Below are 12,522 nucleotides of genomic sequence, written 5' to 3' on the forward strand. Positions count from 1 at the left end.
AAATTATAAAATAATAAATTTTATTTTTGAAGAAGAGAAAAGAGAATTGATAAAACTATTTAATTTTATTCAAGAAAGTATTATAATAGAGGGAGCTTATCCTAAAAATATATCTTTAGATGAAAGAATTCAAGGAGTTTCTAAAAATTTATTAAGAACGATATTTTTTCAAACTAAAATTAGTTTTATCCAAGAAGAAGCAGATGAAAACATGATGGGGTTTGTTAGATATATAGATACAGATATTTTAAAGGAGTTTAATAAAGAAAAGCCGAAAGATATAAAAGAGATTTCATTATTTATAAAAAAATATTTATTTATAGAAGATAGAAAAATAGAAAATTTAAATAATGAGGAAAAATATAAGCTTCTATATTTTTTACACAAGTATAAAAGAAAAGTTTATAATAGTGGAGTTAGAGTAAAAAATAATATATATAGTAGTTCGTTACTAAAAGAAAAAGAAGGAACTATTGTGGATGTATTTTATAATGAATTTTTTATAGATAGTGTAGATATTTATATAAAAGATATGTTTGTTGATAAAGCTAAAATAATAAAATAAATACTAGGAGTGTGCATGTTTAAAAATTTTTTAAAAGGAATAGTAATAGGAGTTGCAAATGTTTTACCTGGTGTTTCAGGAGGAACACTAGCAGTGGTGTTAAATATTTATGATAAATTAACAGAAGCAGTTGGGAATTTTTTAACAGCTTCAATGGCAAAAAAAATAGAATATGCTAAATTTTTATCGCAAATAGGATTGGGAGCAGTAATTGGAATTGTTGCATTTGCAGGAGTTATTTCTAAAATGTATACGTTGTATCCTAGAGGAACAACAATTGTTTTTCTATTTTTGATACTTCCATCAATTCCAGTAATATTAAAAGGTGAAAAATTTTTTAAAAGAGACAATCTCTTTGCTTTTTTTGCAGGAGTTATATGTACAGGGGTTTTTATATATATAACTAAGTTGTTTGCAGGAGAAGAAGTTATAAGGACAGCAGCCTCTATTTTTACATTATCTTATGGAATAAAACTTTTTTTCTGTGGAATAGTAGCAGCGGGAGCTATGGTAATACCTGGAATTTCAGGATCTTTATTACTTATGATAATGGGAGAATATTATAATATATTAGGGTATATAAAAAGTTTTAATATATTACCATTAAGTTTTTTTGCTGTAGGAACTGGAATAGGATTAATTTTAGTTTCTAAAGGGATAAATATACTACTTAATAAATATAGAAGTTATACTTTAAACTTTATAGTTGGTATAATAATAGTTTCTTTGGTACAAATAATAGAAACATTGTTTATATAATAAAAAAGCCTTAAAAAGGCTTTTTTATTTTATAATTTTTTTAAAGCTTCTAAAGCAGCGTCATAATTAGGCTCTTCAGTAATCTCTTTTAAATACTCAGTGTAAGCAATTTTACCATTTTTATCTATAATAATTACAGCTCTTGAAGTTAATCCAAGTTCTTTAATATATAGTCCATAGTTATGAGAAAACTCTCTATCTTTATAATCTGAAGTAGTTATTGCATTTTTAATATCTTTAGCTCCACAGAATCTGTTTAAAGCAAAAGGTAAATCCATAGAAATAGTTAAGATAATAACATCCTCTAACTTTGCAGCTTCTTTATTAAATCTGATAGTTTGCATTTCACAAACAGGTGTATCAATAGATGGCATAGCTGAAATAACTACAGTCTTTCCTTTTAAATCGTTTAGAGAAAGAGGTGATAAATCAGTTTTTGTAACAGTAAAGTTAGGTGCAACATCTCCAACAATAACCTCTTTTCCAACTAATGTTAAAGGACTTCCACCAAATGTAATAACGTCTTTTCTTTCCATGATAAAACCTCCTAAATTTTGTATTTAAATTATACTTTTTTAGTGTATAAAATGCAAGAAAAATTTTTAGAATTTTTAACATCATCAGCACCGCTTAGTATCATACTTTGATAAAGTTGGCTTTTGAATGTTTCAAGGGTAACTTTAACTCCTTCTTGCCTACCTCCAATAGATCCCCAAATTATAGGACGACCAATTAAAACTCCATCAGCTCCAAGTGCTAGATATTTAAGAATATCCACTCCTTCTCTTACTGCTCCATCGGCTAAGATAGTTATATTATTACCTACAGCTTGAGATATTTCTTGTAAAACTTCAGCGGGAGCAAAAGTTTCGTTTAAACAACGCCCACCGTGATTAGAAACAACAATAGCAGAAGCTCCAGCTTCAACACATATTTTAGCTTCATCAACAGTTAGAATTCCTTTTATGATAACTGGAAGCTTTGTTGATGAAATAATCTCTTTTAAATCACTTAAAGTTTTTGGACCTACAGGTTGATTAAATAATTTCATTGTAACAAGACCAGCACCATCTACATCAATTCCAACAGCGATAGCTCCAGCTTCTTCAGCTAATCTTATTCTTTTTATGATTTCAGAATTTTCTCTAGGTTTAATTATAGCAATACCTTTACCATTAGCTCTTTTTATTGCATCAATTCCTACTTGAAAACAGTTAGGGTCTCCTGTATCTCCAATCATAGCTATAGTCCCAGCATCAATAGCTCCAAATACGATATCGTTAGAGTATTCTTCATCACTAACATATCCACCCATATTGAACTTTGTTCCAGTTATAGGAGCAATCATAGCTGGAAAAGATAACTCTTCTCCAAAGAAGTTACGCTTTAATTTAGGATCAGTTACTCCATGTAAAGTTCTCATTGCAACTTTAACTTCTTTTAATTTTTCATATGATCTTTGAAAACTACCACCACTAACAGCTCCACCCATTCCAGGAACTTTTCCTGCACACCATCGGCCGTTACACTCTGCACATAATATACAAAAATCTTTCATTCTTTCCTTTGCATTTTTTTTAATCTCTTTTATATCCATTTTTCTCCTCCCGTAAAATGTTTATTTTGAACAATCTTTTGTATCAATAATTAAAGTAACTGGTCCATCATTTAAAAGTTCAACTTTCATATCAGCTCCAAAAATACCAGCTTCAGTTTTAAATCCAAGATCTTTACATTTTTTTAGAAATTTTTCATATAATTCATTTGCCACATCAGGTTTAGCAGCATCGATAAATGCAGGTCTACGTCCTTTAATACAATTTCCATAAAGAGTAAATTGAGAGATGATTAAAAGTTCACCATTAACATCTTTTAATCCTAAGTTCATTTTATCTTCAGAATCGTTAAAAACTCTTAAATCAGTTATTTTTTTAGCTAACCAATCAACTTCCTTTTCAGTATCTGTATGGGTAACACCTAAAAGCACAAGAAATCCTTGTTTGATCTCTCCAGTAATTTGATTATCAACACTAACACTCGCATGCTTAACTCTTTGTATAACAGCTCTCATAAAGCAACTCCTTTTCTATTTTTATTGGTAATTATATCATAAAAGTGATATAATTATTAAGAAAAATTAAAAACTAATATTTTATGAAGAGGTACAATATGGGGAGAGAAAGAGTTTTAACAGATTTTGCAAAAGTTATTAATTCAGATAGGTATCAATATACAGAAAGTGATATTTTTCTAATGGAAAATATGGAAGAGAAAGAAGCTATATTTGATATGTATTTCAGAAAAACTGAAGATGGTGGTTTTGCTGTTGTATCGGGAGTTCAAGAAGTAATTGAGTTAATTGAAATTTTAAATGAAACAAGCGAGGATGAAAAAAGGGAGTATTTTTCTAAAATAATAGAGGAAAAACATCTATTAGAATATTTAGTAAAAATGAAGTTTACAGGGAATCTTTATGCAATGAGGGATGGAGAGATAGTTTATCCAAATGAACCTATAATTTCAATAAAAGCACCTTTGATTCAAGCTAAAATTTTAGAAACACCAATTTTAAATTTAATGAACATGCAGTTAGCTATAGCAACAAAAGCTTCAAGAATAACTAGAGCGGCACATCCAATTCCTGTAAGTTCTTTTGGAAGTAGAAGGGCACATGGATTTGATAGTGCAGTATCGGGAACTAAGGCTTCAATAATAGGAGGATGTTTATCACATTCAAATATAGTTACAGAATATAAATATGGAGTTCAAAGCGTAGGAACAATGGCGCACTCGTTTATACAAGCTTTTGGTGTTGGTGCTTTAGCTGAGAAAAAAGCATTTGATACTTTTATAAAACATAGAAGAGAAAGAAAAGCTAATTCTTTAATATTATTAATAGATACATATAATACATTAGGAATAGGATTAAAAAATGCCATTCAAAGCTTTAAAGATAATGGAATAGATGATTCTTATAAAGGAAATTATGGAATAAGAATCGACTCAGGAGATTTGGCATATTTATCAAAAAAATGTAGAAAAGAGTTAGATGCTGCAGGATTAAAAAAAGCAAAAATATTTTTAACAAACTCTTTAAATGAATCTCTAATAAAATCTTTAAAAGAACAGGGAGCTTGTGTAGATATATTTGGCGTAGGAGACGCTATTGCTGTAAGTAAGTCTAATCCATGTTTTGGAGGAGTTTATAAAATTGTAGAAATTGATTATAAACCTGTTATAAAACTTTCAGAAGACGTTATAAAAATTTCAAATCCTGGGTTTAAAGAGGTATATAGAATTTATGATAAGGAAGGATTTGCATATGCAGATTTAATAACACTTGTAAATAATGATTCTGATAAAGAAAAATTATTAAGAGGAGAAGATTTATTAATTAGAGATGAAAAATATGAATTTAAATCAAGTTTATTGAAAAAAGGAGAGTACTCATATAAAAAAATAACACGTGAATTTGTAAAAAATGGTGTTGTAATGGAAGAGAGTTCTCAACTTATGGATGTATTAAATTCAAGAGATTATTATTTGGAATCTTTAAATAAAATATCTGAAGAAAGAAAAAGATTGGAAAACCCACATCAATATAAAATAGATTTATCTAAAGATTTATTGGAATTAAAATATAATCTAATTAAAGAGATTAAAAGTCAAATAAATTAAAAATAGGCTGACATGAGTCAGCCTATTATAATCATTTATCTAAACCAACAATAAGCAATTCAGCAGAAGCTAAATTTGTAGCAATTGGAACTTTATGAACATCAGAAACTCTAATAAGTGCTGAGATATCAGGTTCGTGTGGTTGAGATGTTAAAGGATCTCTAAAAAATAAAACAGCTGCGATATTATCAGTAGCTACTTCGGCACCAATTTGTTGATCGCCACCTATAGGTCCTGATTTGAAGCGTTGAATTTGTAAGTTAGTTGCCTCCATAATTCTAAGTCCAGTTGTACCAGTTGAAACAAGAGGGTATTTTGCCAAGATGTGCTCATATTTTTTCGCAAAGCTAACCATTTCTGGTTTCATGTTGTCGTGAGCGATTAATGCTATTTTTTTCATTTTGACCTCCATAAGTTTTACTATAATCATTATACAATAAAAAATTAATATATAAAAGGAGTAAGTGTATGAATTTTGATAAAATTAATTATATTGAGAGGAAAACTGGGGAAATAAAAACAGAAATTCCACCTGGAGAAGGATTTTTAAAGTTTTTATATTATAATCCCTTAGGAAAATTACCTCTAAATTTAGTTGTTAGAAAAAAATTTTTAACAGATTATTATGGAAAAAAGATGTCTGAAAAATCATCTATAGAAAAAATAAAGCCTTTTGTAGAAGAGAATTCTATAAATATGAATGAGTCAAAAAAAAGAGTTGAAGAATTTACATCTTTTAATGATTTTTTTATAAGAGAGCTAAAAGAGGGAGCAAGAGAAATAGCTGGAGATGAAAATATATTAGTATCTCCTGCAGATGGAAAAATATTAATTTTTAATAATTTAAAAGAAACAACAAAATTTTTTTTAAAGGGAGATGAATTTACATTAGAAGAATTTCTAATGGATAAAGAGGAAGCTAAAAAATTTCAAGGTGGAACAATGGTAATTATAAGACTTGCACCAGTAGATTATCATAGATTTCATTTTCCTGCAGATGGAATAATAGGTGAATCTAAATTAATAGATGGATATTATTATTCTGTATCTCCTTATGCAATAAAAAAGAACTTTAGAGTTTATTGCGAAAATAAAAGGGAGGTTTCAATTTTAAAGACTGAAAAGTTTGGTGAAATAGTTTTAAGTGAAATTGGAGCTACGATGGTTGGTGGAATAAAACAAACATACAGACCAAATACTTTAGTAAAAAAAGGTGAAGAAAAAGGATATTTCTTCTTTGGAGGGTCGTCGTGTGTATTACTTTTCCAAGAAAATAAGGTTGATTTTGATAAAGATATTTTAGAAAATAGTAGTAAAGGACTAGAAACTAAAGTATATATGGGTGAAAAAATAGGAAAAGCTAAGTAGGTGTATCTGTGAAAAAACAAAAAAAATATTTTAGAAAAGGGGATGTAGTAGTTTATACAATACTAATTAGTATATTTTCTGTACTAGGATTTCAAATAACAAAATTTAAAGCCTCAGATGCTGCGAGTGCTGAGGTTTATGTAAATAATCAGTTAAAGTATGTATATCCATTACAAACAGAAGAAAAAGATATTTTTGTTCCAACTGATATAGGTGGAGTAAATGTAAAAATAAAAGATAAAAAAATAAGAGTTACAACTTCAAATTCTCCGTTAAAATTGAATGTAAAACAAGGTTGGATAGGACAACCAGGAGAGGTTATAATTGGAGTTCCTGATCGATTAATAATTAAGGTTGTTGGAAAAACAAATGAACGATCAGACGATGTAGACTTTGTAATAAAATAAGTAAGAAAGGAGTAAAGTAATGAAAAAAGGATATCTACATTTATTTATAGTTGGATTATTATTGATTTTAATTCAAACTTTTTTTCAATATAACGAAGCTTTCAATTCTATTGTAGGGCAAATGGTAAGTTCTGTGACTCCATTTATATATGCTATTTTTATAGCTATATTAGTAAGTCCACTTGTGAAAATTTTTGAAAATAAAGTAAAAATGAAAAGATCATGGGCAATTGGAATAAGTTTAATGATAGTTTTTCTGGTTATAATTGAGTTAGTTTTAATTATAGTTCCAAATATAATAAATAGTGTAACCGATTTAATTGATAAGTTTCCAACTATGCTAACAAGCTTAAGTTCTAACACTGAGCACTTAATAGATTTTTTAAAAGAAAAAGATTTATTATTTTTTGATCCTAAAGAGATAGAAAATAATTTAATAAAATTTACAAGAACTAATTTAGGAAACTTTAAAAATTTAGCATTTGGATTAGGAGCTGGGGTTTTAAGAAGTTTAATGGGAGTAATTAACTTTTTTATTGGAGTTTTTATCTCTCTTTATTTAATGTATAGTAAAGAATATTTTATGGAGTTTTTAGAAAATGTTTTTTTACTTTTTACTACAAAATCAAAAGCAAAATATGGTGTAGATTTTGTTAGAAAAGTAAACGATGTATTTTTAAAATATATTTTAGGAAGAATATTGACATCTGCAGTTGTAGGGTTTTTAGTGTTTTTAGTTCTTTTTATAGCAAAAGTACCATATGCTCTTTTAAGTGGAGTTATGGTAGGAATAGGAAATATGATTCCATATGTGGGATCGATAGTAGCTGGAACAATAGCTACGTTCTTGATATTATTGGCAGCTCCATTAAAAGTAGTGTATCTTTTTATAGCTATTGGAGTAGGACAAGCTGTAGATGGATTTATAATTGGTCCAAAAATAATGGAAGAATCTGTTGGAATGAGTAGTTTCTGGACCATTGTAGCAGTAATGGTTTGTGGAAGTTTCTTTGGACCTTTAGGAATGTTTTTAGGAGTACCAGTATTTGTAATTATAAAATTTATATATTTAGAGTGTTTAAAAAAAAGGAGTGAATAGATGAGTAAGAAGTATAGATTAATAGCCTCAGCAACAATGGGGTTAGAGAGCGTTGTTAAAGATGAGTGTAAAGATTTAGGATTTGAAAATATTGAAACATTTAACGGAAGAGTTGAATTTGATGGAGATGAAAAAGACATTGTAGAAGCTAACTTACACTTAAGATGTGCAGATAGAGTTTTTATAAAAATGGGAGAGTTTAAAGCTCTAACTTTTGATAATTTATTTGAAAATATAAAAAGGTTACCTTGGGAAAATATAATTTCAATAGATGGAGAGTTTCCAATAAGTTGGGTAAGTTCAGTAAAATGTAAACTTTTTTCAAAATCTGATATTCAGAAAATTGTAAAAAAGGCGATAGTTGAAAGATTAAAAGTAGCATACCAAACAGAAAGACTTATTGAAACAGGAGCTCATTATAGAGTTAAGATACAAGCGCATAATGACATATTTTTAGTTATGATTGATACAAGTGGTGAAGGATTACATAAAAGAGGTTACAGAAACTTAATAAATGAAGCGCCTCTAAAGGAAACAATGGCAGCAGCTTTAGTGTTATTAAGTCGTTGGAAAGGTGGAGATAGACCTCTATTAGATCCAATGTGTGGAACAGGAACTATTGCAATAGAAGCAGCTATGATAGCAAGAAATGTAGCTCCAGGAGTAAATAGAAACTTTGCATCTGAAAAGTGGGATATAATACCTGAAAACTTATGGATTGATTTAAGAGATGAAGCGTTTTCAAGGGAAGATTATGATAAAGAAGTGAAAATATATGCTTCTGATATAGATTCTGAAACAGTTGAAGTAGCTAAATTAAATGCTATAAGAGCTGGGGTAGAAGAAGAGATTGAATTTAAATGTATGAACTTTTTAGAGTTAGAAACAATGGCAGAAAAAGGTTGCATAGTATCAAATCCACCATATGGAGATCGTTTGTTAGATGAAGATGCTGTAGAAAGATTGTATGGTCTTATGGGAGATATTTTCCAAATGAGATTCCCAAAATGGTCTTACTATATAATTACATCTTATGAAAATTTTGAAAAAGTATTTGGGAAAAAGGCCACAAAAAATAGAAAGCTATATAATGGTGGAATAAAATGTCACTATTATCAATATTATGGAGCTAGATAATGAATGAATTTGATTTAATAGTAGTTGGAGGAGGACCGGGAGGAATTTTTACAGCTATTACAGCAGCAGAAAGAGGCTTTAAAGTAGCTCTTTTAGAAAAAAATAAACGTATAGGAAATAAAATATTGGTAGCAGGGAGCGGAAAATGTAATTTAACTCACACTGGAAAGCCTAAAGATTTTTCTGATAAATATGGACAAAATGGAAAATTTTTAAAAGAGGCTTTAAATAAATACTCTCCAGAGATGTTAAAGATGTTTTTTAAAGAAAATGGGTTACCTTTAGTTTTAGTTGAAGAAACTGGAAAATATTTTCCTGAAACATTTAGTTCTTTAGATGTTGTAGATCTTTTAAAAAGAAAGATGTTGACTTTAGGCATTAAAATAATAGAGGGAATAAAAATAGAAGGTATTCAAAAAAACTTAGAGATATTTTCAATTTTTACGGATAAAGGATTATATAAGTGTGATAATTTAGTTCTAGCAACAGGTGGAAAATCTTATCCTGGAGTTGGAACAACAGGAGATGGATATGTGATGGCTAAGGAACTAGGGCATAAAATTGTACCGCCAAAACCAGCACTAAGTCCTATATATGTGAGAGATTATTTTTTTCAAGAACTTTCTGGAATAAGTTTTCAAAATGTTAAAATTACTATTTGGAAAGAAAATAAAAAAGTTATAGAAAAAAAAGGAGCTGTTTTATTGACGCATACAAATTTTAGTGGTCCTGGAATATTGGATAATTCAAGATTTGTTGAAAGTGAAAGTCAGTTAGAGATTAATTATATTGGAAAAGAGTATGAAATTTTAAATAAAGAGCTAATCGAAGAGATGAATAAAGATGGTAAAAAAACAATAAAGAAAGTTTTATCTTATTATTTTTTACCTGAAAGATTTATAAAAACTATATTGTCTATTTTAGAAATAAGTGAAGAGTTAAAAATGGCAGAACTTTCAAAAGAAAAAAGAGAGAGTCTAGTAAAATTATTAACTTCAAATAAGATGGAGATAACAAAAGTTGGAAGTTTTGAGATGGCTATGGTAACAAGAGGAGGAGTCTCTTTAGATGAGGTAAATGCTAAAACTATGGAATCTAAAAAAATACAAGGTCTTTATTTAGTTGGAGAACTTTTAGATGTCGATGGAGATACAGGTGGATATAATATTCAAGCAGCATGTTCTACTGGAGTTTTAGCTGGAAAATCTATGAGAAAAAAGGAGAGAGAATAATGAAAAAAGAGGAATTTATAAGTTATGCTCAAGAAGTAATTTTAACAGTTTTAAAGATTACTTCTACTCAATTGGATAAGTTAAGAGAGATGGGAGATATTTCAGGCGAGGAAATTTTAACTGAAAAAGTTTTATTACCTTATGAAAAAATATATGGGGCACTTTTAGAAATGAAAGTAGACAAAATGAATGAAGAAGAGTTTAACTCTTTTAAAGACATGGTAGAAGAGATAAGAGAAAAAAATAGATTACCGCTTGAAAAAATTCAAGAGACTTTAAAAAAGAGAGAAGAACTAAAAAATAAGTCGGGAGCTATAGTTGTAAAAAGATTTTTTAAATATAATTTGAATAGATTGCTAGACAAAAAGGATAAAATACTTAACAGATACAATCAGCTAGCAACAGAAGAACAAAATTTAGAAAACTTATTAAAAGACACTATACAAGAAGAGGAACAATTTGATATAATTTATAAGCTGCAACCAGTGAGAGAAAAACTTAGAGATACAGAGGATAAGTACTTAGTTGTTGAAAAAGATATCAATCAATTAAAAAAGAAGTTAGAATCTAAATGGCCTTATGAAATTTACGGGGTTGTTTCAGAAGAGGAACTTTTAGAAACATATAAAGAAGCTTTTAAAATGGAGGACTAGTAAGAATGGAAAAAGGATTCAAACAGATTTTGATTTTATTGGCAGTATTTATTGTCTTTTTTCTTTCGAAAAAGATGTTTGCAAAACCAAGAGTTGTTTTAGGAAAAAATATGGAGGTAAGAAATATGAAAGAAGTAAAATTAAACGCAAAAATAGTTACACCAAGAGGAGATATTAACTTAGTTCTTTTCCCAGAAGTAGCACCAGTAACAGTATTAAACTTTGCGCACTTAGCAATGAGAGGATACTATAATGGTATTAAATTTCATAGAGTAATTGAAGACTTTATGATTCAAGGTGGAGATCCAACAGGAACAGGAACAGGTGGACCAGGATATCAATTTATAGATGAGTTTAAAGAAGGAGTAGTTTTTGATAAAAAAGGAATATTAGCAATGGCTAATGCTGGACCAGAAACAAATGGATCACAATTCTTTATAACTCATGTTGAGACACCTTGGTTAAACTACAAGCATACAATTTTTGGTGAAGTTGTATCTGAAGCTGACCAAAAAGTTGTAGACTCAGTAAAGCAAGGAGATATCATTGAGAGAATTGAGATTACAGGAGATGTAGAAGAGTTCTTAAAAAATGAGGAGAATGCTGAATTTACAGCTCAAATGGATGAAATCTTAGATTCTCAATTTCCAAATTTAGTACAATACTAATTTAAAAATAGGGGGATAATTCTCATGGTGAAGATAGAGAATGAAAAGTTAACTGTACTAATTAATAAGTTTGGTGCAGAATTGAAAAGTGTTATAAACAAAGAGAATGGAATTGAATATATTTGGCCAGGAACTGAGGGAAGTTTTAAAAAAAGTGCTCCAAATTTATTTCCTTTTATAGGGAATATTTTAAGTGGAGAAATAGATTATCCTTTAGGGAAAAATGAAAGAGTTACTCTTCCAATGACAAAGCATGGATTTGCTAGAGATTTAGAGTTTGAAACTTTAGAAGTAACAAATGATACAGCAAGATTTCAATTAAAACCAAATTCATATACAAAGGAAAGATATCCTTATAATTTCTCTTTAATAGTTGAATACATATTAGTAGAGGATACTTTACATCATAATTATATAGTTAAAAACAGTGATGTAGTTGAGATGTACTATCATATCGGTGGACATACAGCTTTTTATTGTAACTATAATAATGACAAAACTTTTGAGAATTATTATTTAGAATTAAAAGAAGAAGAGTGTAATTTATATAAAATTGATGAAAGAAATAACTCTTTTTTATTTGATATTCCAGAGAAGATAACAATATGTGAGAAGTTTAATTTATCGAAAGATAAATTTGCTAAAGATGCATTAGTATTTGAAGGGATGGAAAATAAACAAATAGATATAAAACATTTAAACTCTTCTCATGGAGTTGAATTTAAATTTGAAAATTTACCAATATTAACTTTATGGACAAGTACAGATTCGAGTGAATTTATTTGTTTAGAACCATGGGCTGGAATAACAGATTTTACAAATGGTTCTAATAAAGTCGAAAGTAAAAAAGAGATTCAGAGATTAAATTCAAATGAACAAAAGAAATATTCACAAATAATAAGATTTTATTAAAATAAACACTTCTATACAGAGATTGTATCTTTGGATAGAAGTGT

General features: G+C 28.6%; 15 protein-coding genes. 11 read left to right on the forward strand and 4 right to left on the reverse strand.

The annotated features are described in order from the left end of the window. Both HMPREF0202_RS03610 and HMPREF0202_RS03615 read left to right on the forward strand, forming a co-directional pair. A partial coding sequence (locus tag HMPREF0202_RS03610) for a Mu transposase C-terminal domain-containing protein (RefSeq protein WP_023049889.1) occupies positions 1-565 on the forward strand: 565 nt, incomplete at its 5' end. Between the two features lie 15 nt (positions 566-580). Beyond that, entirely contained in the window at positions 581-1,324 is a 744-nt protein-coding gene (locus HMPREF0202_RS03615; protein ID WP_023049890.1) for a DUF368 domain-containing protein, read from the forward strand. 29 nt (positions 1,325-1,353) lie between these two features. Here HMPREF0202_RS03615 and tpx read toward each other — a convergent pair whose 3' ends face one another. The 3 genes from tpx to dtd are packed head-to-tail and all read right to left on the reverse strand — an operon-like array spanning position 1,354 to position 3,395. Beyond that, positions 1,354-1,860, reverse strand: coding sequence for a thiol peroxidase (gene tpx, locus HMPREF0202_RS03620; RefSeq protein WP_023049891.1), 507 nt, complete (start codon positions 1,858-1,860; stop codon positions 1,354-1,356). A gap of 29 nt (positions 1,861-1,889) precedes the next feature. Continuing rightward, complete coding sequence (locus tag HMPREF0202_RS03625; RefSeq protein WP_023049892.1) at positions 1,890-2,921, reverse strand: alpha-hydroxy-acid oxidizing protein; 1,032 nt, start codon at positions 2,919-2,921, stop codon at positions 1,890-1,892. 21 nt (positions 2,922-2,942) lie between these two features. Further along, positions 2,943-3,395, reverse strand: a complete 453-nt coding sequence (dtd, locus tag HMPREF0202_RS03630) for a D-aminoacyl-tRNA deacylase (protein WP_023049893.1) — start codon at positions 3,393-3,395, stop codon at positions 2,943-2,945. A gap of 98 nt (positions 3,396-3,493) precedes the next feature. On the opposite strand from dtd, the gene HMPREF0202_RS03635 reads away from it, so the two are divergent. Next, positions 3,494-5,002: a nicotinate phosphoribosyltransferase gene (locus tag HMPREF0202_RS03635; protein ID WP_023049894.1), complete on the forward strand. Its 1,509-nt coding sequence runs from the start codon at positions 3,494-3,496 to the stop codon at positions 5,000-5,002. Between the two features lie 31 nt (positions 5,003-5,033). Here the strand turns inward: HMPREF0202_RS03635 and mgsA are convergent, their stop codons facing one another. Continuing rightward, positions 5,034-5,432, reverse strand: coding sequence for a methylglyoxal synthase (mgsA, locus tag HMPREF0202_RS03640; protein WP_023049895.1), 399 nt, complete (start codon positions 5,430-5,432; stop codon positions 5,034-5,036). A 38-nt stretch (positions 5,433-5,470) separates the two neighbouring features. Here mgsA and HMPREF0202_RS03645 point away from each other — a divergent pair, with 38 nt between their 5' ends. The 8 genes from HMPREF0202_RS03645 (at position 5,471) to HMPREF0202_RS03680 (ending at position 12,478) form a co-directional block, all read left to right on the forward strand. Next, entirely contained in the window at positions 5,471-6,370 is a 900-nt protein-coding gene (locus tag HMPREF0202_RS03645; RefSeq protein WP_023049896.1) for a phosphatidylserine decarboxylase, read from the forward strand. Positions 6,371-6,378: 8 nt separating this feature from the next. After that, positions 6,379-6,777, forward strand: a complete 399-nt coding sequence (locus HMPREF0202_RS03650) for a NusG domain II-containing protein (protein WP_023049897.1) — start codon at positions 6,379-6,381, stop codon at positions 6,775-6,777. Positions 6,778-6,796: 19 nt separating this feature from the next. Beyond that, a complete protein-coding gene (locus HMPREF0202_RS03655; protein ID WP_023049898.1) occupies positions 6,797-7,876 on the forward strand; it encodes an AI-2E family transporter in 1,080 nt (359 codons plus the stop codon). Further along, complete coding sequence (locus HMPREF0202_RS03660) at positions 7,877-9,013, forward strand: THUMP domain-containing class I SAM-dependent RNA methyltransferase (RefSeq protein ID WP_023049899.1); 1,137 nt, start codon at positions 7,877-7,879, stop codon at positions 9,011-9,013. It begins immediately after the preceding gene. Next, complete coding sequence (locus tag HMPREF0202_RS03665) at positions 9,013-10,245, forward strand: BaiN/RdsA family NAD(P)/FAD-dependent oxidoreductase (protein ID WP_023049900.1); 1,233 nt, start codon at positions 9,013-9,015, stop codon at positions 10,243-10,245. The genes HMPREF0202_RS03660 and HMPREF0202_RS03665 overlap by 1 nt, the downstream gene beginning before the upstream one ends. Further along, entirely contained in the window at positions 10,245-10,898 is a 654-nt protein-coding gene (locus tag HMPREF0202_RS03670) for a hypothetical protein (RefSeq protein ID WP_023049901.1), read from the forward strand. The genes HMPREF0202_RS03665 and HMPREF0202_RS03670 overlap by 1 nt, the downstream gene beginning before the upstream one ends. A gap of 125 nt (positions 10,899-11,023) precedes the next feature. Next, on the forward strand, positions 11,024-11,566 hold the full coding sequence (locus HMPREF0202_RS03675) for a peptidylprolyl isomerase (protein WP_051364123.1): 543 nt from the start codon (positions 11,024-11,026) through the stop codon (positions 11,564-11,566). Between the two features lie 24 nt (positions 11,567-11,590). Beyond that, the gene (locus HMPREF0202_RS03680; RefSeq protein ID WP_023049903.1) at positions 11,591-12,478 is read left to right on the forward strand and encodes an aldose 1-epimerase family protein; all 888 of its coding nucleotides are present in this window, start codon (positions 11,591-11,593) and stop codon (positions 12,476-12,478) included. The last annotated feature ends 44 nt before the right edge of the window (positions 12,479-12,522 follow it).

Origin of the sequence: Cetobacterium somerae ATCC BAA-474 (assembly GCF_000479045.1) — a bacterium.
In the GTDB taxonomy this organism is placed as follows: Bacteria; Fusobacteriota; Fusobacteriia; order Fusobacteriales; family Fusobacteriaceae; genus Cetobacterium_A; species Cetobacterium_A somerae.